This is a genomic window from Paenibacillus sp. FSL M8-0212 (assembly GCF_038004645.1).
Lineage (GTDB): Bacteria > Bacillota > Bacilli > Paenibacillales > Paenibacillaceae > Paenibacillus.
Genome location: NZ_JBBORP010000001.1, coordinates 3,988,551 through 4,010,809 on the forward strand (window position 1 = coordinate 3,988,551; position 22,259 = coordinate 4,010,809).

Sequence of the window (22,259 nt, forward strand, 5' to 3'; positions counted from 1 at the left end):
CTCCTGGCACCCTTTTTTTGATGAAGTAGCGATCAGGGGGTCATTCTAACGAATAGCGACTTTATATGTCCGCAACCAGGTGTTGATCTGAGTCAGATAAGCAAATAGCTGAGGACCCGACATGAGCTGCCCGAACCAGGGGAGGTTGGAAGCTGCATCTGGTGAAGACGCGAGATTGCGGATTTGAGCTTTGTCGATCAAAGGCAAAATCGGCGAAGTGGGATCATCCAGGATATCAAGTACCTGTTGTTTGACCGCGGCCAGATATTGCGGATTATGTGTTTTCGGGTATGGACTCTTTTTGCGATATAACACATCGTCAGGCAGGACACCTTCGAGTGCTTTCCGCAGAATACCTTTTTCGCGTCCACCCGTTATTTTCATTTCCCACGGGATGTTAAACACATACTGGATGAGACGATGGTCACAGTAAGGTACCCGCACTTCCAGTCCTGCCCCCATGCTCATCCGGTCTTTGCGATCCAGAAGTGTAGGCATGAAACGTGTAATGTTCAGGTAGGACATCACCCGCATTTGTGCAGCTTTACCTGTTTCCCCATCTAACAAAGGCACTTCAGCCACTGCATCTGAATAGCGGTCTGCCAAATAGTCGAGTGGCCGAATCCATTCCCGAATATCCGGGGATAATAGCGCTGCTCGCATATCAGGTGCTACAGACCACGGAAACGTACCAGAGTTCAGCATATCTTCGCGATGGAACCAAGGGTAACCGCCAAAGACTTCATCTGCGGCTTCGCCTGAAATGGCAACCGTGGCCCCTTTTTTGATTTCTTTACAGAACAAATAGAGCGAAGAGTCTACATCTGCCATACCTGGCAGGTCCCTTACTAACATGGCCTGTGTCAGTGCATGAACCAGTTCTCCGTTCTCGATCTCAATCCAGTGATGGTCGGTCTTGAGTTCATCAACCATTCGCTTAATCCAGGGACCATCTGCACCAGGCTGAAAGGAATGCGCCTGAAAATGCTTGGCGTTATCCACATAATCGACAGAATACGTACTGACTTGGCCTTGCCCGGTCCGGTTGTAATAATCCACGGCTAATGCAGACAAGGCACTGGAGTCCAGTCCTCCTGATAAAAGAGAGCATACTGGAACATCCGAAGCCAACTGGCGCTCCAGTGTATCTTGCAAGAGAGAGCGTACCTCTGCTGCCGTCTCTTCCAGGTTATGTTCGTGATTCTGGCTTTCCAGTTTCCAGTAGGCATAGGTTCGGATTCCGTTTCGGTTATAGATCAGCGCGTGCGCAGGCTTGAGTTCGCTTAGTGAAGAGTATACGCCGTGTCCTGGTGTCCGTGCAGGCCCTACGATAAACACTTCGGCCAATCCTTCCGGGCCAACAGCGGCTTCCACATCAGGGTGAATAAGCAGAGCTTTGGGCTCTGAACCAAATACGAGAGTGTCTTTGTTATTACTGTAGAACAGAGGTTTCACGCCAAGGCGATCTCGTGCGATAAAAACCTGTTCGCGTCCCCCATCCCATATGGCAAAAGCAAAAATACCGTTAAACCGGTCAACACATGCTGGTCCCCACTCAATATAAGAGGCGAGCAACACTTCCGTATCACATTGCGTGCGGAACTGATGCCCCCGCTGGAGCAATTCCTTTTTCAACTCGGGTGCATTGTATAGTTCTCCGTTATACACGACGGTATAGGAGGTATCTCCCTGTAACGCATGCATGGGTTGTGCGCCGTTCTCGGGGTCCATTACACTAAGACGCCGATGCCCAAAGGCACAAGGATTGGAGATCCATGTACCTGAAGCGTCGGGCCCCCGGTTCGACAAGCTATCCGTCATACGGACCAGCAGCTCTGATTCCTGGGTCAAATCCCGATTCCACTGTATGAAGCCGGTAATACCGCACATGGTTTGTTCATCCTTTCTTGGTCGAGTCATTCATCCGTATGGCTGCTTAATTACTGGCAACCTGCAAATGTTGTCTTTTTCGTCAGAGGTCGTAACAAATATATGCCGAAAGCAGGCATAAAATGTCTGTCCTCTTCGGAAACTAGTTCTAGGGACAACGGCCTCAACATGCCTGTGAAGGAGAGAACATGCAATGGACAGTATGAAGTATTATGTGTCTGTCATGGGCCGCTCCGTTATTCCGGATCCGTCGGTAACCTCGTATGAATGGATCATTCAGGCAACGCCGCAGGAAGCGGAGCAATTACTGGGACTGCTCAATCTCATGCAGGAAAAGGAGGAAGAGGCCTTTCCTGGCATGGTATTCCCATGGCCAGATACACCGGAGGAGTCCGTAAACCGAGCGTATGAAACGGTATTACAACAGGTGTATCGGGAGATTTACCGATTGGGCACACCAGAGACACGATACCAGATTGAACAAAGTACATGATAAGCACAAAGGAAAAGGAGCGCGATGAAGAATGTATGCCATTCAAGATGCCAAAATACGCAGATTAACCGAGGTAGATGGATTGTCTTGTGTAGAGGTTGAAGTGCAGCCTGGAAATGTCGGAGATCCGTCGTTACTTGTATACGTGGCCTCAACACAGCCAGGAAATTCGCTGGAAGTTGTTCGGATTGTACGCAATCACTCCGATTCGGCGATCGACTGGTATAACAATAATATGCATACCGCGTTTGAAGAGGCGACAGATACTGCATTTGAGAACAGCGAAGGTATTACTGCCGAAGAAGATAAGGCTCGGTTTCAAAGTGAGTTGTTTGCCTTTGGTTTGCTTGGTCCAACACTTCAGCGGTATCTGGTTGGGCAGGCTTAAGAGGGAATGCCACAGCAACAGATGTGGTGTTTGCGGGATAGAAGCTCAAGGTTGAGCTATACGTAGATAGTGACCTGTTGCTGTTGGTGGTTGCTGGGACTGCATCTGTAGCTGCATCTGTAATGAGAAACCCCGCCGTTGTTGAACGGCGGGGTTTGTTATGCGATGGTCAGATCAGGTGGAGATGTGATCAAGCATACTCGCGCAGGACTTGAATCCCTTTAACCACATTGTACACAAAGCTTAATCCGTAGATTACAAAGAATAGAATGACAAACCCGACAGCGGAACCCAGACTATGCGCAGTCACGAAGAAATAAAATAGCGGAATGGCAGCGAGAAACGGGAATACATGTGAGAATAAGGCGCGTTTCGCATGTCCCTCAATGTAATCATCCTTAGCAACAATCCATATAATGATCGGAAACAGGAACGGAGCAAAGAAAATACTGAAATAGGATAGGGCTGATAAAAGTTGTCTCATGACGATTCTCTCCTTCAATGGATCATTGAAATGTATGTATGCAAAAGATTACCCAGCAATTCTGACATTGAAAATTTCTGATGTTCATCTTACTCTAAAAGTCCCAATCTCCTCAATATAACCTGGTTCAAGCTATCATATTCTCAAAGGGATTGGAGTATGAGAAAAACACTGAAAAGTACATTTTTGAACCCGCATTCAAGTATAATTATTAATTTTTTTATAAAACTATTGAAAAATATAGAAATCAGAGTATAATAAGAACCGCGCCGAAAATTTATTATACATATTTGTCTCAGTAGCTCAGCTGGATAGAGCAACGCCCTTCTAAGGCGTCGGTCGGGGGTTCGAATCCCTCCTGGGACGTAAAAAACAAGAAGCTTCCTTCGGGAAGCTTCTTTGCGTTCAGGGTGAAATTGTTTTATTGGTTATACCTATAAACGAAATAGAATTTATATATTTAAAGAATAAACAATTCTATGCCACAATGAGGATATCAATAACGAAAAGACGGTGGTATCCCTGAAATCATTAAATCAATGGCAAGCAGATGAGTATGACAACAAACTGGATTTTGTGTCCGGATATGGAAAAAACCTGATCTCTTGGCTTCAACCCCAAAAAGGGGAATACATTCTTGATCTGGGTTGCGGGACGGGGGATTTGACGTATGAAATTTCTCTGGCCGAAGCTGAAGTTATTGGCATGGATGCATCCACGGACATGATTCGCCGTGCGAGGGAGAAGTTCCCCGATATTGAATTCGTGGAAGGAGATGGTCATCAGTTTGAAACGAATAGACTGTATGATGCCGTTTTCTCCAATGCAGCCCTGCACTGGATGCGAAGCCCGCGATTAGTGGTAGATAGTATATGGAAATCTTTGAAGCCTGGAGGGCGTTTTGTAGCAGAATTTGGTGGTAAAGGGAACGTGCAGACCATTGTGAATGCATTAGAGGAGGTTATGGAGCGAAACACGGGCATTCGTGCATCGGAAAGCAATCCGTGGTACTTTCCTTCGATCGGAGAATATAGCCATATTTTAGAGCAAAGTGGATTTGTGGTGCGACAGGCCTATCACTACGACCGTCCTACCAGACTGGCAGATGGTGAGCAGGGTATAGTAGGCTGGTTGACTCATTTTGGAGGGGACTATTTTGAGGGTCTCAGTCATGAAGAGATACAACAAATATGCCATGAAACCAGTCAGATCGTGATGCCTCACCTTTGGAAAGATGATGCTCTGTATGCCGATTATAAGCGCCTGCGTATTCAAGCCGTGAAGCCAGAATAACTAGAATTTTGTGATATGTAGCAATTTTTATCGATGTTAAACGAATTATCGTGATTCTTTGTATACTAACCATGTTTCCCCTATACACCAGGAATCTCTTTCGGATAAAGAGGCTCTTGGTCTTTTTTTGATGCATTATTTTAAAAATGAAATATTCAAACGACAAATAATTACAAATGGATATTTTTATCATACTCAAGACCCATATAAGTAATTTCTATATCATATTTGTAAGTATTTAGAAGGAAAATGTGGTATTTTGATAGAATAATTTACCAAGGGTCAATCTTCTTGCAGATAGGTGGTGAAATTGAGTGCGTATTGCAGTACGCACAAACAGCAGGAACCCATCATTTGGTGACGTATTCACATTTAAAAGGAGGGGCAAAGCCTTGAGTAAACGATTGATATCCACGTTATTAAGTGTTCTGATGGTCTTTTCCATTATTCTCCCCGCGGCTGGAGCCGCTCCCGCAGATTCAGTTATTCAGCTTGACAACTTACCCAGTACAGCCGAAGCCAAACAATGGAGAGAGATTCTTGCAGGACGGGAAGCAAAACTTGCCGCAGATCCATTTTTGGATAAAAGCTTGGAAGGCCTGGGTGGAGAGAACACCCGAGTAATCGTTGAGCTTTCCAATAAACCTGTTGCAGTAGCGCAAGGTGAATCAACCCTCTCCGGAAAATCTTTTACCTCCTCTATGGAAACAAAGGCTGTGACTCAAGTTGAGCAACAACAACAGTCATTTGTACATAGCCTCACTCAGAAGAAAATCAAACATGAAGTATTGGAAGAATATGCATATGCCCTGAATGGTGTAGCGATTGAGCTTAAAGGAAACCAAGTGGGACAATTGCTTCAAATACCTGGCGTGGTCAGCGTATATCCTGACCTTGAAGTTACAATAGCGCCTGAGACAGATGAAGTGAACCCGTACATGAAAGACACAGCGCCTTTTATTGGTGCACCTGAAGTATGGGATCTGGGTTACAAAGGAAATGGCATCAAAGTGGGTGTCATCGATACAGGGATTGACTATGAACATCCTAATTTGCAGGAAGCTTACAAAGGCGGATGGGACTTTGTTGGAAACGACAATGATCCGTATGAAGCAACATATCAGGAATGGAAAGCTTCGGGTGAACCTGAGTTCAATGCTACTGGAAGCGCCTATTACACCTCCCACGGTACGCACGTAGCAGGTACCGTTGCTGCTCGCGAAGCAGGGGACTACGGTATTGTTGGTGTTGCTCCTGAAGCAGATATCTATGCTTACCGTGTACTTGGACCGTATGGTAGTGGTCAAACCTCATGGGTACTCGGCGGAATTGATCGTTCTGTTGAAGATGGCATGGATGTAATCAATCTCTCGTTAGGTAACGCCGCCAATGACCCGAGTTATATTACTTCAGTTGCCCTGAACAATGCGATGTTGTCTGGTGTGACAGCAGTTGTAGCAAGTGGTAACAGTGGACCCAACCGTTATACTCTCGGTTCTCCGGGTGCGTCTGCAATGGCTATTACGGTAGGTAACTCTACAGGACCTAGCCAGCTGATTACAGCCGATACTCACTTCTGGATTGGTGAGGAAGGCGAAGAGACACAACCTGAACAACAACCGGTGCCAGAGGTTGAACAATCTCCTGAACTGGGGACGGCACCTGGAACAGAAGAGCCTGAAGGTTCAGAGCAAGGTGTACCCGCAACTGCTGATGAGGAAAGTGCAGCGGCTGTGGAGGACGCAGTTTCTAACGAAGCTGAAGTTCCGAATGTAGAAGAAGCTACAACGGAAGAAAATACTCCATCTGCATCACCTTCTGCACCGGTGGAAGCTTCTCCTGAAGCTGCTCCAGTGGAAGAAGAGTATGTAATTGCTCCGACTGAAGCTCCACTGGCTATTACAGAGTCGGTTTACCGTCTGGATCTGATGGGATGGAGTCTGTCAGCAGATCCTGAAACTGTTTTGACAGGAAAATATGAGCTTGAATTTGCAGCACTGGGTAAGCCAACTGACTTTGAAGGTAAGGATTTTACAGGTAAAGTGGCATTAATACAGCGTGGTGAAATCGCATTTGTAGAGAAAATCGCCAATGCTAAAGCGGCCGGAGCCGTGGCTGTTATTGTATATAACAACATTCCGGGTCCAATCGGTGTAAGTCTGGGCGATAACTTTGAACTCATTCCAACACTGAGCATGTCCAAGGAAGATGGAGATGTGATCAAGGCTGAGCTGGACGCAGGCCAAACCGTTGAAGTGAGCTTTAGTGACTTTGAACGTTCCCAAACTCCGGGCGATGAAATGAATTCATCGAGTTCACGTGGACCTGCAAAAGTAACACTGGATATCAAACCGGATATTGTTGCACCAGGTACAAGCATTCTTTCTACGATTCCTGCCTACGGCAAGGATGAGCCAGATGCAGATTACGCACAAGCTTATGATCGTAAATCAGGTACAAGTATGGCTACACCTCATGTAGCAGGTCTGATTGCGCTGTTGATTGAGAAACATCCGGACTGGACGCCATTTGATATCAAAGTTGCGCTCATGAACAATAGTAAGGTGCTGGATACAACCAAGTTTGATGTATTTGATCAAGGTGCAGGCCGTATTCAGGCTGTTAATACCATTGATCCTGCGGCTTTTGTCAAAGTGCTTGATGTAACTCAATACACAGAAAGTGGATCTGTTGTTGAAAAGGAGAATATCACCGGAAGTATCAACTACGGTAATTTCCTGAGCACAGATGAAAAGACGATTACCAAAACGGTTAAAGTTGAAGCGCTGAATGGTAGTGGCGGGGATTACACCGTAAATGTGAATCCAACTCGTAATGTGGCTGGTGTATCCGTTGCGGTAGACAAGAGTTCCTTCACATTGAATGGTGAGGAAGAACTTGCAGTAACAATCTCCGTTCCGCGTGGGGTTACTGCGACTACAGAAGCACAAGGATACATTGAATTCTCAAACGGAACCAATACTTTTACTGTGCCATATGTTGCTCATTTCAACGTTACGTTGAGTGGAGTTAAGTATATTGAAACCGTAAAAGGGACTGAGAAAAATCCATTCCACTATCCATTGAAGGCTGATGGTACGTTGGATACGCTGAATGTTGCGATGGAATTCTATAATCCGATGACATTTGCCCTGATTGAGATCTATGATGGTCTTAATCCGGAAGGTGGATATTATCAAGATGGTTATATTGGCTCCATCTTTGGTAACTATTTCAACTTCAATGCCAATGCAAGATACAATCTTGCTTGGGACGGCTCATATGCAGACTACACAACCGATGAAGTGACTGAGATTCCGGATGGTTTATATACGGTAGACATCACTACTATTGGTACGGACGGCAAAACCTATAAGGAAGACACTTCGCCATTTTTGGTGAAAAAGACAGCTCCGGCTGTAACTGCACCAGAAGCGTTGGAGTTCAAAGAGGATGAGTCTGCTGTCCTTAACGGTAGCGTGGAAGACTTGTACTTCCGTGTAGCTCCTGCGCTTGCCAGCGGATGGGACATCACGTTTGATCCGGCAGCTTCCCTGGAAGCAACGTATGTTGTGAAAAAAGAGGATGGTTCGGTTTATAAAGAAGGATTCTTTGAAGTACAAGCTGATGGTACCTTCAACCTTCCTTTGGAGGGAATTGAAGCAGGCGACTATGCTGTTGAACTTACAGTAAAAGACCAACAGGGGCTTTCGGGTACAGCCAATACGGCACTGAAATTGGAAGCCGTGGAGACCGAACCTGAAACTCCGGCAACCAAGGCCCCAGGTACGCCTGTATTGTCTCACAATAACTGGGTAGGCAACGGCCTACCAGAGGGCGCGTATATCGTTACAATGAACCTGTGGTGGGGTGAGAACGCAACTAGCTACAAGTTATATGAGGACGGGGTTTTGGTAGATACGCAGAAGTTGACTTACAACGCGCCTTGGGCGCAGTTTGCTCAGACGAAGATCACGGGCAAAGCCAACGGCACGTATACGTACGTGGCTGAGCTGACCAACGACAAGGGAACAACGCGTAGTCAGACGTTGACTGTTCAGGTTACCAACGCAACGCCAGGCAAAGCGGTTCTTTCTCACGATAACTGGGATGGCGATGGCAATTATAAGGTGTCTATGAACCTGTGGTGGGGGACCAACGCTACAGAGTATCGTCTCTATGAAAATGATAAGTTGATCGATACGCAAGAACTCCGTTCGGCTACACCTTATGCGCAAAGTGCTGTGACTACACTGTCTGGGAAAACATCGGGCACGTATACGTATCGGGCAGAGTTAATTAACGCAGGCGGTGTTACCAGCACAGACACGATTAAGGTAAAAGTGAAGTAAGTTCATTCCTCATTGAAATTGATTAAAATGGATTCAATTAATGAAGGAATTGTTCTATGCATAAACGGCCTCCATCCTGATTTGCAGGATGGAGGCCGTTTTGTTTTTTTATAAATGAATTGACTAACCGATCATTCTATTTTTGCTGGCCTGAATCCCTGCGATTAACAAAGCGATGGCCAGAATGACCTGTATTAGCAACGGCAGGGTCCATCCTTTTGTCCAGTCATGAAGCATACCGAACAGTAAAGGTCCAATTGCCGCTAGCATATATCCGAAGGACTGGGCCATACCGGACAGGCTGGCAGCTTGTCTGGCATCTTTTGTGCGAAGGACGAAGAACATCGTTACCATTCCAAATGAAGCTCCAGCGCCTATTCCTGCCAACGTGACACCGATGGTAACGAGCGAAGCGATGCCACTTAACAATAAAGCATACCCGACAATTAAAGAAGAGCACGTTATCACGGTTAGAACACGCTGATCTCGCGTTCGGCCGGCGAGGATTGGAACGATAAAGGTAGCCGGTACACTAACCATCTGCATTAGGGATAGCATCCACCCTGCTGAGGTGGGGCTGAATCCTTGCTCAGCAAGAATTTCGGGAAGCCAGGTAATCGTTGTATAGAATATTAGAGATTGCAGACCCATAAATAAAGTAATGAACCAGGCCAGGGAAGAGGTCCGTAGACGTACAGGTGTCCCTTCACTCTGTGTGGCTATGAATAACATTCGCTGACGTCCTGCGGCGATCTGGGGGAGCCACAAGAGAAGCGCCAATATGGACAACAAGGCCCACATGCCTAACGAAGCACGCCAACCCATAGATGTGGCTCCTGCTACGGGCACACTCACACCTGAGGCGATGGCGCCAAATATGTTCATGGATACAGAGTATAATCCGGTGACGATACCTACCCGTAATGGAAAATCACGTTTGATCAAACTTGGCAAAAGCACGTTGCTTAATGCAATGCCGCACCCCAAAATTGCGGTTCCTGCATATAAGGAAAGAACGGAAGGCAACAAGCGTAAGGCCACCCCAATGGTTACGATCATAACAGCCAATAGCAGAGCAGATTCGAGTCCTAAACGTTTGGCAAGACGTGGTGCAAAAGGAGAGACTGCTGCAAAGGCGAGCAAAGGAAGTGAGGTCAGAAGCCCGACCATTGTATGGCCGATACCTGTATCAGAGCGGATCATCTCCACGACGGGACCCGTTGCCGTAATCGGTGATCTCATGGTAGCGGCGATGACGATAATGCCTGCTAATAACAGGCCGAATCTTTTGGATGTCGAAGAATGTTCTTCCTCGGCATGGATGGACGAGTGCTGCTGTATTGAAGATGACATTGATAAAATCTCCTGTTTCCTAAGAAGTTAATATGTATGGATTGTTACATAATCCACTCCGTAAGCATAACATTCCATGTCAATGTTGAGCAATGAAATGAAAAAACACCCAATGGACTGTGGGTGCCTTAACTAGATTGTAAGCTCTAACGAATCCAAGGAGTCTTATAATGGGGGAAACTGCTATTTTTAGATTCTAACGAACCTCAGCAACGTTAATCAGGGAAATTACTGCAAATGATTGAGGTAACAACCTCGAAATGTTGCAATAAGCTCTCTAAGATTCGTTAGAATTCCATAATGCTGAATTTAGGGCCAATAAAGTGTCCTATGTTCGTTAGAACATCAATACTGTCACGTGTTGCTTATAGAGTGAGCGAATACGGAGAATTCAATGCAGCAACATAGAGCACGTAACGAAGCGAATGCTCCGCCGAACCGTCGGGGTTCTCATCCCCAGAACGCAAAAAAACTTCCCGAAGGAAGTTTCTTTTCTTTACGTCCCAGGAGGGATTCGAACCCCCGACCGACGCCTTAGAAGGGCGTTGCTCTATCCAGCTGAGCTACTGAGACATGAATTTTTTCAAGCAAAATTGATTTTATCATATGCATACAGGAATATCAAGCATTTTATTTTAAACTGTTTTTCGTATATGATATTTGGCGGCAGTAACGTTTTTTTCATTATATTTAAGGTTATGTTAGAATATCAGGAGAACTCAAAAATAGATCAACAATCGTTTTAATATATACATCTATTTAGGTTGATTCCAACTGGAGATTCAGGATATAGAGGAGGTGCTCCCATTAAGGAATCCACGACCCCGGAAACCGAGCATAACAACAATATTGTGCTGTTTCCTAAGACGCTGGACTATTACCAGATTCAATTGACAGTTATGCTTGAAAATGAACGGTATGGTGAAGCGATGAAATTGCTTCACTTTTTGCTGCAATGTCAGGGACAGGAAGAGCGCCATTATGATGAATGGCGGGCTCTGCTCGAATGGCTTCAGGCTGCGTTTCCTCAATATGAAGAAACCTCGCCTGTCGTTCTTGAAGAACAAGAAGAAGAGATTAGTGAGGAAGACATGGCACGGCAGCATGCCCGAATGAAGCTTGAACAGGATGATGGCTATGCTGATAAGATGCTTCGCACAGTCATGGAAGAGCCGCTGTCTGAACAGACGATGCTGGCTTTGGAGCAGCTGGCCTATCTTGATCTGCCGAAGATTGACGAGGCACTTACCAGTTGGTTAAAACATAAGTCGCTTCACCCTCTGCTTCAATTTCGGGTGCTGCAAACCTTGCGTCGACGAGGTGTTCAAGGTATGATCCTGTTTACGAGAGGCGAAGAGCAGGTTGAAGTCGAGATCGACACCGTGCCTCTTAGACCAGAGGAATTCCCGCTCCAAATCGTTCAGATTCTGGAACGAGTGGCAGATCAGACGGAGGTTCATGAACCTACGCTCTTTTACTTTGCCCAGGAACTGTGGATACAATATGTCATGGCGGTGTATGGAACCCGTGATTATGTATCGATGCTGGAAGAAAATGATTCCATGACAGATATATGGGCAGCAGCTCTACATATGACCGTTGCAGACAGTCTGGGTGGTTCTCATGATGAGGAAAATACCCGCTCAATGTATGCTGTGACAGGCGCGATGCGCTTTCGACTGGAGCAGGCTTATCGTTCCATGAAACAGTTTGTATCTGCCGGTTTGGACGGTTAATCGAGGCCGGAAACGTTTTCCTTAAACCGTATCAAGGGATTCCCCTTGAAAAAGAATCTAATCTTGTTTATACTAAAATGGTTATTTTGTACGTGATTGCCTACGTGAACATGTGAATTTTGGAGGGGAAAGTATACAATGAAAGCAACTTGGGAAAAGATAGAGAAGAACCTTGGGGTTCTTGAGGTTGAAGTGGATGCAGATCGTGTAACTGCAGCACTCGACAAAGCTTTTAATAAAGTGGTTAAACAAGCAAACGTACCTGGATTCCGTAAAGGTAAAGTACCACGTTCCATCTTCGAAGCACGTTTTGGTGTAGAGAGCCTTTATCAAGAAGCAATTGACATTTTGCTTCCTGAAGCTTATACAGAAGCAATCGACCAAACGGATATTTTCCCGGTTGATCGTCCTGACGTAGATGTTGAACAATTCGCTAAAGGACAAACATTCAAGTTCAAAGCAAAAGTAACTGTGAAACCTGAAGTTACTCTTGGTGAGTACAAAGGAATCGAAGTTGCTGTAGCAAAAGGTGAAGTAACTGACGCAGAAGTGGCTGAAGAACTTGAGCGTCTTCAACAACGTCACGCTGAACTCGTTGTAATCGACGAAGGTTCCGCTGCTAACGGCGACGTTGCAGTAATCGACTTCGACGGTTCCGTTGATGGTGTACCTTTCGAAGGTGGACAAGCTGAGCGTTATTCCCTGGAACTGGGTTCCAACACATTCATCCCTGGATTTGAAGAGCAAGTTGTGGGTCTTTCCACAGGCGACTTCAAAGACGTAGAAGTGACTTTCCCAGAGAGCTACCATGCAGCAGAACTTGCTGGCAAACAAGCGGTATTCAAAGTGAAAATTCACGAAATCAAACGCAAACAACTTCCTGCATTGGATGATGAGTTTGCTAAAGATGTTAGTGAATTCGACACACTGGAAGAGTACAAAGCTGACCTGAAAACACAATTGGAATCCCGTAAAGCTGACGAAGCCAAAGCTGCACAAGAAAATGCAGTTGTAGAAAAAGTGGCTGAGAACGCTGAAGTGGACATTCCTGCTGCAATGGTTGAGAGCGAAGTACAAAACATGATGCGTGATTTCGACAACCGTCTGCGTAACCAAGGTATGAACCTTGAAATGTTCCTGAGCTTCTCTGGCCAGACTCAAGCTGACCTGAGAGGACAAATGCAAGAAGATGCTTCCAAACGTGTTCGCAACAACCTGGTACTTGAAGCTGTAGGTAAAGCGGAAAACATTGAAGTATCTGACGAAGAAGTGAATCAAGAACTCGAGAAAATGGCTGAATCTTACAAGCGTCCTGCTGATGAGATCCGTGGCATCCTCGAAGGTAATGGTTCCCTGGACAGCCTTCGCGATGAAGTTAAACTGCGTAAAACGATTGACGTTCTTGTTGAGAACAGCACAGTTGTTGAACCAGTTGAAGCTCCAGCTGAAGAAGTTGTTGCAGAAGCTGACGAAAAATAAGACAAGCTGTTATCAACTTGTCAGTTGAATAAACGATAAGGCACGTGAATTATTGCGTGCCTTATTTTTAAATTATGACATCCATTTTATAGAAAATGAAGTAATTATATGGATGAACACTAATTTTATTGATCCGTGTACACTTTTTACATACCTATGTACTTCATGCAAATAAAAAACGGTAAGACGGCATAGGATGGCTTCAATTTGCACATACATAGAAAACATGGTTAAATATGATCAGGCTAAAAAAGTAAACAAACGGATGTCTGACCCCTCTTGTGAAAAATGACATTGTCACAGGAAAGTGTTAGAATGAATTTGGGTTTGCTTTACAGGTGGCCTATGTCTAATTACATGTAGAAAAGAGGTTGGTCTCATGAGTCTGGTGCCAATGGTTATAGAACAAACCAATCGAGGCGAGCGGTCTTACGATATATATTCACGTTTGCTGAAAGATCGCATTATCTTTCTAACCAGTGCGATTGATGACGATGTAGCCAATCTTGTCATAGCACAGCTTTTGTTTTTGGCAGCCGACGATCCTGAGAAGGATATCAGCTTGTACATTAACTCACCTGGTGGTTCTGTCACCGCAGGGATGGGTATATACGATACGATGCAATTTATCAAGCCGGATGTATCTACCATTTGCGTAGGGATGGCAGCAAGCATGGGCTCGTTATTGCTGACAGCCGGTGCACCTGGCAAGAGATATGCGCTGACAAACAGCGAAGTAATGATTCATCAGCCGCTTGGCGGCATTCAAGGACAGGCTGCGGATATTAAGATACACGCAGAATGGATTATTAAAACACGTCAGAAACTGAATCAAATATACGTCGATCGTACGGGTCAGCCTCTTGAGAAAATTGAGCGGGATACCGACCGTGACTTCTTCATGAGCGCTGAAGAAGCTAAGACGTACGGCATTATTGACCAGGTGCTCAGTAGACCGATCAATTCCTAAAGGGGTGGTTTCATGTTTAAATTTAACGATGAGAAAGGGCAATTGAAATGCTCTTTTTGCGGTAAATCTCAGGAGCAGGTACGCAAGTTGGTCGCTGGACCAGGCGTGTACATTTGTGATGAATGTATCGAACTTTGCACCGAAATCGTTGAGGAAGAACTTGGTCATGATGAAGAAGTAGACCTGAAAGATATTCCGAAACCAAAAGAAATTCGTAATATTCTGGATCAATATGTTATTGGACAGGAACAAGCGAAAAAATCATTGTCTGTTGCCGTGTATAATCACTACAAACGGATCAATACACAAAGCAAAATTGAAGACGTTGAATTGTCAAAGAGTAACATTTTGCTGTTAGGACCAACAGGTTCTGGTAAAACGTTGCTTGCGCAAACGATGGCGAAAATTTTGAATGTTCCTTTTGCTATTGCGGATGCTACGTCATTAACAGAAGCGGGTTATGTAGGTGAGGATGTAGAGAACATCCTGCTCAAACTGATTCAAGCTGCTGATTATGATGTGGAAAAAGCAGAGCGTGGCATTATTTATATCGATGAGATTGATAAAGTAGCGCGTAAATCCGAAAACCCATCCATTACTCGTGATGTATCGGGCGAAGGTGTGCAACAGGCTCTCTTGAAAATTCTTGAAGGAACTGTGGCTTCTGTACCACCACAAGGTGGTCGTAAACACCCTCATCAAGAATTCATTCAGATCGATACAACGAACATCCTGTTCATTTGCGGCGGTGCCTTTGATGGTCTGGAGCAAATGATCAAACGCCGGATCGGTAAAAAAGTCATTGGCTTCAATACCGTTTCTGAGCAAAAAGATCTGAAACCAGGTGAATACCTGGGTATGGTATTGCCGGAAGATTTGCTGAAATTTGGTCTGATTCCGGAGTTTGTAGGCCGTCTGCCAGTCATCTCCACTTTGGAGCCACTGGATGAAGATACGCTGGTACGGATTCTTTCCGAACCCAAAAATGCGCTTACCAAACAGTACCAAAAACTGCTTGAGTTGGATAATGTGAATCTGGTATTTGAACCAGCTGCATTGCTCGCGATTGCAAAAGAAGCAATTAAACGTAACACAGGTGCACGTGGATTGCGTGCCATCATTGAAGGTATCATGCTTGAAATCATGTATGAAGTGCCTTCACGTGAAGATGTTACGAACTGTGTCATTACCGAAGAAGTTGTTGAGAAAAGAGTCGTGCCTGAACTAAGCCAATCAAAGGACGATAAGCAGGAAGAGAGCGCCTAATAAAAGGCCTGAATCCCGTTGAACTCTGAAATATAGACTTGTCAGTTCTCCACTTTGGCAGAAGGCGAATTCATGTCTCTGTCAGGGTGGAGCTTTGACGTTGTGGGGAGAGAAATCACTCATGTATTTAAGACAGGATACACGTCCCGTGAAAGTGGGAAACGTAACGATCGGTGGCAGTAACGAAGTCATTATCCAAAGTATGTGTACAACCAAAACGGCAGACGTTGAAGCCACGGTTGCAGAGATTCTGCGACTGGAAGAAGCGGGCTGTCAAGTGGTACGTGTAACGGTGAATAATGAGGAAGCTGCCGCAGCCATCAAGGAAATCAAAAAACGCATTCATATACCGCTCGTAGCGGACATTCATTTCAACTATAAGCTGGCTTTACTTGCGATTGAGAACGGCATCGATAAAGTTCGGATTAATCCAGGTAACATCGGTAAACGTGCAAAAGTGGAAGAAGTGGTTAAGGCTTGTAAAGACCGCGGCATTCCGATTCGGATTGGAGTAAATGCGGGGTCTCTGGAAAACCATCTCCTTGAGAAGTATGGATATCCTACGGCAGATGCTATGGTAGAAAGTGCATTGTATCACATTGGTATTTTGGAAGAGCTTGATTTCCATGATATCATCGTATCTCTCAAAGCATCGGATGTGCCGATGGCGATTGAGGCGTATACCAAAGCAGCTCAAATCATTCCGTATCCGTTGCATCTCGGGATTACAGAAGCGGGTACACTGTTCTCGGGTACGATCAAAAGCTCCGCAGGTATGGGAGCCTTGTTGTCGATGGGTATTGGTTCAACGATGCGGATCTCACTGAGTGCGGACCCGGTAGAAGAAATCAAGGTTGCTCGTGATCTGCTCAAAACATTTGGACTCATTACAAATGCAGCCACATTGATCTCTTGCCCAACGTGTGGACGTTTGGATATCGACCTGTTCTCCATTGCCAACGAAGTGGAAGAGTATATCTCCAAACTGAAGGTGCCAATTAAAGTATCGGTGTTGGGTTGTGCGGTTAATGGTCCAGGTGAGGCTAAAGAAGCGGATATCGGGATTGCCGGTGCTCGTGGAGAAGGTCTCTTGTTCCGTCACGGCAAGATGATCCGTAAAGTGCCTGAAGAAATCATGGTTGAGGAATTAAAAAAAGAGATCGACAAAATCGTCGAAGCCTACGAAGAGACAGGTGTTATTCCTGGTCGTTCGCACTGATTGATTCATATCTTGTTACAGCAAAAGCTCGCCAGCGATGGCGGGCTTTTTATTTTCTCGCATACAAATTCCGCATCGCCCGTTTACGTCGCGTTGAAAAGGCTATACTACCAAGTATTAGCATGATCTCATATGAGAATAGCGACAAAATAGGAGGATGTGAAGACATGGAATTTGGTATGGTCATCATGTTGATTCAGTTATTTTTTGGAGTGGTGATTGGTTTGTATTTCTGGAACCTGCTGCGTGGCCAGAAAACAAACCGCAGTGCCGTTGAGCGTGAATCTCGCAAGGAACTGGAGAAGCTGCGTAAGCTGCGTTCGATCTCACTCACCAAGCCGCTGTCGGAGAAGACGCGTCCAGCTACCATTAACGATATTGTTGGGCAAAAAGACGGGCTACGTGCCCTTAAAGCTGCATTATGCAGTGCGAATCCGCAACACGTTATCATTTATGGCCCACCCGGAGTCGGGAAGACAGCTGCCGCAAGGGTCGTGTTGGAAGAAGCCAAGAAGAATCCAGCTTCTCCATTCAAGCCAGACGCCAAATTCACGGAGCTGGATGCAACAACAGCCCGTTTTGATGAGCGCGGTATTGCGGACCCCTTAATTGGTTCGGTTCATGATCCGATATATCAGGGAGCAGGAGCTATGGGCGTTGCTGGTATTCCCCAACCAAAACCGGGCGCTGTGACGAAAGCGCATGGGGGAATGCTTTTTATTGATGAAATTGGTGAATTACATTCGATACAGATGAATAAGCTGTTGAAAGTGTTGGAGGATCGCAAGGTGTTTTTGGAGAGTGCGTACTATAACTCGGAAGACACGCATACTCCTGCTTATATCCACGATATTTTTCAAAATGGCCTGCCGGCCGATTTCCGCCTTGTTGGAGCAACGACACGTTCGCCTCATGAATTGCCACCAGCTTTGCGTTCCCGCTGCATGGAAGTTTATTTCCGTCCTCTGTTGCCTGAGGAGATTGGGCGAATTGCAGAGGATGCTGTTCAGAAAATAGGGTTCAGTCCATGTCCGGATGCCGTTGATGTGGTCAAGCGATATGCAACCAATGGACGTGAAGCGGTCAATATCATCCAGCTGGCTGCTGGACTTGCGCTGACAGAGAAGCGTGAGACGCTTCAGGCGTCTGATGTGGAGTGGGTGGCGGGTAGCAGTCAGATTCAGCCACGCCCTGATCGGAAGGTCCCTACACAGCCGCAGGTGGGGTTTGTTAACGGCTTGGCGGTATACGGACCGAATATGGGAACCATTTTGGAGATCGAAGTGTCTGCTGTTCCGGCTCTTAAAGATCAAGGCCGAATCAACATTACAGGCGTTGTGGATGAAGAAGAGATTGGAGGCGGTTCGCGTACACTCCGGCGAAAAAGTATGGCCAAAGGCTCGGTTGAAAATGTGTTAACCGTATTAAAAGCCATGGGTATTCGTCCGAATGATTACGATTTACACGTGAATTTCCCAGGTGGGACGCCTATTGATGGTCCATCCGCCGGGATTGCGATGGCGACTGCCATTACATCAGCCATTCAGGGACGCCCTGTGGATCATGAGACAGCGATGACTGGCGAGATCAGTATTCATGGTCGGGTTAAGCCTATTGGTGGCGTGCTGGCCAAGGTGGAGGCTGCCTTTCAGGCAGGAGCGAAGACCGTTATTATTCCCGCGGAGAACTGGCAGTCCATTTTCGAGAATCTGGATGGCTTGCGTGTTATCCCGGTAGATACGGTACAGGACGTATTCCGAGAAGTGTTCGCCTGGGTTCCGGAATCACAACAGATGGAACAAACGAAGCTTGCAGAGGAGACAGTTGCACCTGCACCGGAGATTTTTCCACCGGCATCCGCTTCCTATTTGCGTGCGGACGTGCCTCGTCCAGGACAGGTTACAGATTCGGGAAGCTGCTAAGCGCTTCCCTTCATTGGTTTTTTATGTGAACATTTGATAGAATAATGAATGACTACAACCTGAGAGCCATTGGAGGTGCGAAAGCGATGGGACCGAGCAAAGCGAAAGGTCGTCGTTTTCCTTTACTGCCTTTAAGAGGACTTCTCGTCTACCCGAGTATGGTACTGCATCTCGATGTGGGCCGGGAGAAATCGGTCAAGGCTTTAGAAAAAGCGATGGTAGAAGAACATCTGATTCTCCTATGTTCCCAAGCCGAAGTAAATATTGAAGAACCAACACAAGAGGACATTTTCAGAATCGGAACCGTGGCCAAGGTCAGACAGATGCTGAAGCTTCCGAACGGTACGATTCGTGTACTCGTGGAAGGCTTGGAACGGGCTGAAATTATTGAATATACGGACAACGAGGAATATTATGAAGTACTGGCTAAAGAGCTGCCTGAAGAGGAGAATACCCATCCGGAGACGGATGCCTTGATGCGTACCGTTCTGAACCAGTTCGAGAATTATATTAATCTGTCCAAAAAAGTGACACCAGAGACACTCGCAGCGGTGTCTGACATCGAAGAACCAGGGCGTCTGGCCGATGTCATCACGAGTCACCTGTCCTTGAAGATCAAGGATAAACAGGAAATTCTGGAGACCATCGACGTTCGGGAACGTCTGGAGAAATTGCTGGATATCCTGAATAATGAGCGCGAAGTGCTGGAGCTTGAACGCAAGATCAGCCAACGTGTGAAGAAACAGATGGAGAAAACGCAGAAGGAATATTATTTGCGCGAGCAGATGAAAGCGATCCAGAAAGAACTGGGTGAAAAAGAAGGCCGTGCGGGTGAGGTCGAGGAACTTCGCACTCAGATGGAAGAACTCGGCTTGCCGGACAAGGTGAAAGAAAAGGTCGAGAAAGAAATTGATCGACTGGAGAAGATGCCTGCAAGTTCAGCCGAGGGCGGAGTCATTCGCAACTACGTGGATTGGCTGCTTGGCCTTCCTTGGAGTCAGATGACAGCAGATGATTTGGATATTCAAAAAGCCGAAGATGTGCTCAATGCAGATCATTACGGATTGGAAAAACCCAAAGAGCGTGTGCTTGAATATCTGGCTGTCCAGAAGCTCGTCAAGAAGCTCAAAGGGCCAATTCTCTGTCTGGTTGGACCTCCAGGGGTCGGTAAGACATCACTTGCCCGTTCGATCGCCAGATCGCTAGGTCGGGAGTTTGTAAGAATCTCTCTTGGCGGCGTGCGGGATGAAGCCGAGATTCGTGGCCACCGTCGCACCTATGTAGGCGCCATGCCTGGACGTATCATCCAGGGGATGAAAACGGCGGGTTCACTTAATCCGGTATTCCTGCTCGACGAGATTGATAAGATGGCTTCAGATTTCCGCGGAGACCCTTCCGCAGCGTTACTTGAAGTCCTTGATCCGGAACAGAATAATACGTTTAGTGATCACTTTGTAGAATTGCCGTTTGACTTATCCAACGTTATGTTTATAACAACTGCCAACACGGTGCACAATATTCCGCGTCCATTGCTGGATCGGATGGAAATGCTCAACATCCCTGGTTACACGGAGCTGGAGAAGCTGCAAATTGCGAAAAACTATTTGTTGCCCAAACAGAAGCAGGACCATGGTCTGGAAGAAGAGCAATTGGAAATCCCGGATGACGCGTTGTTGCGTGTAATTCGTGAATATACACGGGAGTCCGGTGTGCGTAATCTGGAACAGCAGATGGCTTCGTTGTGCCGGAAAGCTGCCAAAAACATCGTATCTGGTGTGGAAGGTCAGATTAACATCTCATCAGATGAGATCAAAGACTACCTTGGACCGGGCAAGTTCCGTTATGGTATGGCCGAACTGGAGGATCAGATTGGTACTGTAACGGGTCTGGCGTGGACTGAAGTGGGTGGAGATACCCTTGTCATTGAAGTGACAGTTGTGCCTGGAACAGGTAAATTGACTCTCACAGGTAAACTGGGGGATGTCATGAAGGAATCGGCACAAGCCGCATTCAGTTACACCCGTTCCAAAGCTACACAGCTTGGGATTTCGCCTGACTTCCATGAGAAGAACGATATTCATATCCACGTTCCGGAAGGAGCGATTCCGAAGGATGGTCCATCTGCCGGGATTACGATGGCAACAGCGTTAATCTCAGCCTTGACGAACAAACATGTGTCCAAGGATATCGCGATGACTGGTGAAATAACACTGCGTGGACGTGTGCTTCCGATTGGTGGTCTAAAAGAGAAATCACTGGCAGCCCATCGTGCCGGCTATAAAAAAATATTATTGCCTAAGGATAACGAAAGGGACCTGCGTGACATTCCAGACAGCATCAAGGAAGATGTGGAGTTTGTCCCTGTAGCCCATATGGATCAGGTATTGCAGCATGCACTTGTTGAGCAGGCAGGAATTCACCTGTAATCCACGTATCCGAAAGGTTCGTATGAAGAGTAGACCGTTCTGCGGAGGCTTCGGCGTCCGCTGGAACGGTTTTTTTGGTATGATAGAACAATCCATGGCATAATACCTTCAACAGGTGATGCATAGCACAGGCGTTCAAGAGAGGAAAGATACAATATGAAAGTAAATCAATCTGAATTTATTATCAGTGCCGTTCGGCCTGAACAATACCCCGAGGACGGTCTGCCAGAGATTGCTTTGGCGGGACGCTCCAATGTGGGAAAATCTTCCCTGATCAACCGTTTGATCAATCGTAAAAATCTGGCTCGGACGAGCTCAACACCGGGTAAGACACAGCAACTGAACTATTATAAAATTAATCAGGATCTCTACTTCGTCGATTTCCCGGGATATGGCTACGCTAAAGTTTCCAAGGAGCAACGCTTTGCCTGGGGCAAAATGATGGAGAAATACTTGCTCGGACGCGAAGAGTTGAAACTGGTTATGCAGATGGTGGATATGAGACATGAGCCATCCAAGGATGACAAGATGATGAATGAATGGCTTCGTCATAACGGATTGCCTTTGGTTGTCGTTGCAACCAAGATGGACAAGATTCCAAAAACACGCAGAGCCAAACATATCAAAGTCATTAAAGAATCACTGGGTCTTCGTTCAGGGGATTTGTTTGTGCCGTTTTCATCCGAAGAGGGATTGGGGAAAGAAGAGTTATGGGACATCATTACCCGCCATGCCCGCATAGATAAGTATGCACCAGCGCTGGAAGCAGAGGGTGCTTCTGATGAGGAAGAAAACAACGAAATTAACGGATAACCGAGATAGTATACCGTTTTAGTGCAGGAAAGTGAGCATGCTAAGTGAATCTTTGACGAGATCCAGATTAATCCGGTTTTTTATGGGATTTCGTGAGAATTCATCATCTGGATCTGGAGAAAAATAGCGTTAGGGTAGTGTATAATGAGCATAGGTGCATATTGCCAACAGTACC

General features: G+C 46.1%; 15 protein-coding genes and 2 tRNA genes. 13 read left to right on the top strand and 4 right to left on the bottom strand.

Features of this window, described 5'->3' with window-relative positions; translation table 11 throughout:
* Nucleotides 1-45: 45 nt before the first annotated feature.
* Nucleotides 46-1,890, bottom strand: coding sequence for an asparagine synthase (glutamine-hydrolyzing) (asnB, locus tag MKX68_RS17605; protein ID WP_340915421.1), 1,845 nt, complete (start codon nt 1,888-1,890; stop codon nt 46-48).
* Between the two features lie 193 nt (nt 1,891-2,083).
* On the opposite strand from asnB, the gene MKX68_RS17610 reads away from it, so the two are divergent.
* The gene (locus tag MKX68_RS17610; RefSeq protein WP_145325243.1) at nt 2,084-2,383 is read left to right on the top strand and encodes a hypothetical protein; all 300 of its coding nucleotides are present in this window, start codon (nt 2,084-2,086) and stop codon (nt 2,381-2,383) included.
* 31 nt (nt 2,384-2,414) lie between these two features.
* On the top strand, nt 2,415-2,771 hold the full coding sequence (locus MKX68_RS17615; protein ID WP_340913313.1) for a hypothetical protein: 357 nt from the start codon (nt 2,415-2,417) through the stop codon (nt 2,769-2,771).
* 190 nt (nt 2,772-2,961) lie between these two features.
* Here the strand turns inward: MKX68_RS17615 and MKX68_RS17620 are convergent, their stop codons facing one another.
* On the bottom strand, nt 2,962-3,255 hold the full coding sequence (locus tag MKX68_RS17620) for a DUF4870 domain-containing protein (RefSeq protein WP_017692583.1): 294 nt from the start codon (nt 3,253-3,255) through the stop codon (nt 2,962-2,964).
* A gap of 292 nt (nt 3,256-3,547) precedes the next feature.
* On the opposite strand from MKX68_RS17620, the gene MKX68_RS17625 reads away from it, so the two are divergent.
* The 3 genes from MKX68_RS17625 to MKX68_RS17635 all read left to right on the top strand — a co-directional run bounded on the left by MKX68_RS17625 (nt 3,548) and on the right by MKX68_RS17635 (nt 8,900).
* Nucleotides 3,548-3,621, top strand: a tRNA-Arg gene (locus MKX68_RS17625).
* Nucleotides 3,622-3,777: 156 nt separating this feature from the next.
* Nucleotides 3,778-4,548 carry a class I SAM-dependent methyltransferase gene (locus MKX68_RS17630; RefSeq protein WP_340915423.1) on the top strand — a complete coding sequence of 257 codons (771 nt, stop codon included), beginning with the start codon at nt 3,778-3,780 and terminating at the stop codon, nt 4,546-4,548.
* A gap of 392 nt (nt 4,549-4,940) precedes the next feature.
* Nucleotides 4,941-8,900, top strand: coding sequence for a S8 family serine peptidase (locus tag MKX68_RS17635; protein ID WP_340913315.1), 3,960 nt, complete (start codon nt 4,941-4,943; stop codon nt 8,898-8,900).
* A gap of 123 nt (nt 8,901-9,023) precedes the next feature.
* Here the strand turns inward: MKX68_RS17635 and MKX68_RS17640 are convergent, their stop codons facing one another.
* Nucleotides 9,024-10,253 carry a CynX/NimT family MFS transporter gene (locus MKX68_RS17640; protein WP_340913317.1) on the bottom strand — a complete coding sequence of 410 codons (1,230 nt, stop codon included), beginning with the start codon at nt 10,251-10,253 and terminating at the stop codon, nt 9,024-9,026.
* A gap of 499 nt (nt 10,254-10,752) precedes the next feature.
* Nucleotides 10,753-10,826 (bottom strand) — tRNA-Arg (locus MKX68_RS17645).
* 233 nt (nt 10,827-11,059) lie between these two features.
* On the opposite strand from MKX68_RS17645, the gene MKX68_RS17650 reads away from it, so the two are divergent.
* From MKX68_RS17650 to yihA, 8 genes are all read left to right on the top strand, one after another.
* On the top strand, nt 11,060-11,989 hold the full coding sequence (locus MKX68_RS17650) for a hypothetical protein (protein WP_445259889.1): 930 nt from the start codon (nt 11,060-11,062) through the stop codon (nt 11,987-11,989).
* Between the two features lie 138 nt (nt 11,990-12,127).
* The gene (gene tig, locus MKX68_RS17655) at nt 12,128-13,468 is read left to right on the top strand and encodes a trigger factor (RefSeq protein WP_091037594.1); all 1,341 of its coding nucleotides are present in this window, start codon (nt 12,128-12,130) and stop codon (nt 13,466-13,468) included.
* 379 nt (nt 13,469-13,847) lie between these two features.
* Nucleotides 13,848-14,438 (top strand): ATP-dependent Clp endopeptidase proteolytic subunit ClpP, encoded by a 591-nt coding sequence (gene clpP, locus MKX68_RS17660; RefSeq protein ID WP_036605886.1) that lies wholly within the window; start codon nt 13,848-13,850, stop codon nt 14,436-14,438.
* 12 nt (nt 14,439-14,450) lie between these two features.
* Complete coding sequence (clpX, locus tag MKX68_RS17665) at nt 14,451-15,704, top strand: ATP-dependent protease ATP-binding subunit ClpX (RefSeq protein ID WP_036605887.1); 1,254 nt, start codon at nt 14,451-14,453, stop codon at nt 15,702-15,704.
* A gap of 121 nt (nt 15,705-15,825) precedes the next feature.
* Nucleotides 15,826-16,923 (top strand): flavodoxin-dependent (E)-4-hydroxy-3-methylbut-2-enyl-diphosphate synthase, encoded by a 1,098-nt coding sequence (ispG, locus tag MKX68_RS17670; RefSeq protein ID WP_076216934.1) that lies wholly within the window; start codon nt 15,826-15,828, stop codon nt 16,921-16,923.
* A gap of 167 nt (nt 16,924-17,090) precedes the next feature.
* Nucleotides 17,091-18,845 carry an ATP-dependent protease LonB gene (gene lonB / locus MKX68_RS17675; RefSeq protein WP_340913320.1) on the top strand — a complete coding sequence of 585 codons (1,755 nt, stop codon included), beginning with the start codon at nt 17,091-17,093 and terminating at the stop codon, nt 18,843-18,845.
* An 86-nt stretch (nt 18,846-18,931) separates the two neighbouring features.
* Nucleotides 18,932-21,271 carry an endopeptidase La gene (gene lon, locus MKX68_RS17680; protein WP_338588371.1) on the top strand — a complete coding sequence of 780 codons (2,340 nt, stop codon included), beginning with the start codon at nt 18,932-18,934 and terminating at the stop codon, nt 21,269-21,271.
* Nucleotides 21,272-21,427: 156 nt separating this feature from the next.
* Nucleotides 21,428-22,084 carry a ribosome biogenesis GTP-binding protein YihA/YsxC gene (gene yihA / locus MKX68_RS17685; protein ID WP_340913322.1) on the top strand — a complete coding sequence of 219 codons (657 nt, stop codon included), beginning with the start codon at nt 21,428-21,430 and terminating at the stop codon, nt 22,082-22,084.
* Nucleotides 22,085-22,259: the final 175 nt, after the last annotated feature.

What these genes read in the sequence shown, in the direction of transcription:
- asnB (WP_340915421.1), bottom strand. Translation starts at nt 1,890, where the DNA reads ATGTGCGGTATTACCGGCTTCATACAGTGGAATCGGGATTTGACCCAG.
- MKX68_RS17610 (WP_145325243.1), top strand. Translation starts at nt 2,084, where the DNA reads ATGGACAGTATGAAGTATTATGTGTCTGTCATGGGCCGCTCCGTTATT.
- MKX68_RS17615 (WP_340913313.1), top strand. Translation starts at nt 2,415, where the DNA reads ATGTATGCCATTCAAGATGCCAAAATACGCAGATTAACCGAGGTAGAT.
- MKX68_RS17620 (WP_017692583.1), bottom strand. Translation starts at nt 3,255, where the DNA reads ATGAGACAACTTTTATCAGCCCTATCCTATTTCAGTATTTTCTTTGCT.
- MKX68_RS17640 (WP_340913317.1), bottom strand. Translation starts at nt 10,253, where the DNA reads ATGTCATCTTCAATACAGCAGCACTCGTCCATCCATGCCGAGGAAGAA.
- tig (WP_091037594.1), top strand. Translation starts at nt 12,128, where the DNA reads ATGAAAGCAACTTGGGAAAAGATAGAGAAGAACCTTGGGGTTCTTGAG.
- clpP (WP_036605886.1), top strand. Translation starts at nt 13,848, where the DNA reads ATGAGTCTGGTGCCAATGGTTATAGAACAAACCAATCGAGGCGAGCGG.
- clpX (WP_036605887.1), top strand. Translation starts at nt 14,451, where the DNA reads ATGTTTAAATTTAACGATGAGAAAGGGCAATTGAAATGCTCTTTTTGC.
- ispG (WP_076216934.1), top strand. Translation starts at nt 15,826, where the DNA reads ATGTATTTAAGACAGGATACACGTCCCGTGAAAGTGGGAAACGTAACG.
- lonB (WP_340913320.1), top strand. Translation starts at nt 17,091, where the DNA reads ATGGAATTTGGTATGGTCATCATGTTGATTCAGTTATTTTTTGGAGTG.
- lon (WP_338588371.1), top strand. Translation starts at nt 18,932, where the DNA reads ATGGGACCGAGCAAAGCGAAAGGTCGTCGTTTTCCTTTACTGCCTTTA.
- yihA (WP_340913322.1), top strand. Translation starts at nt 21,428, where the DNA reads ATGAAAGTAAATCAATCTGAATTTATTATCAGTGCCGTTCGGCCTGAA.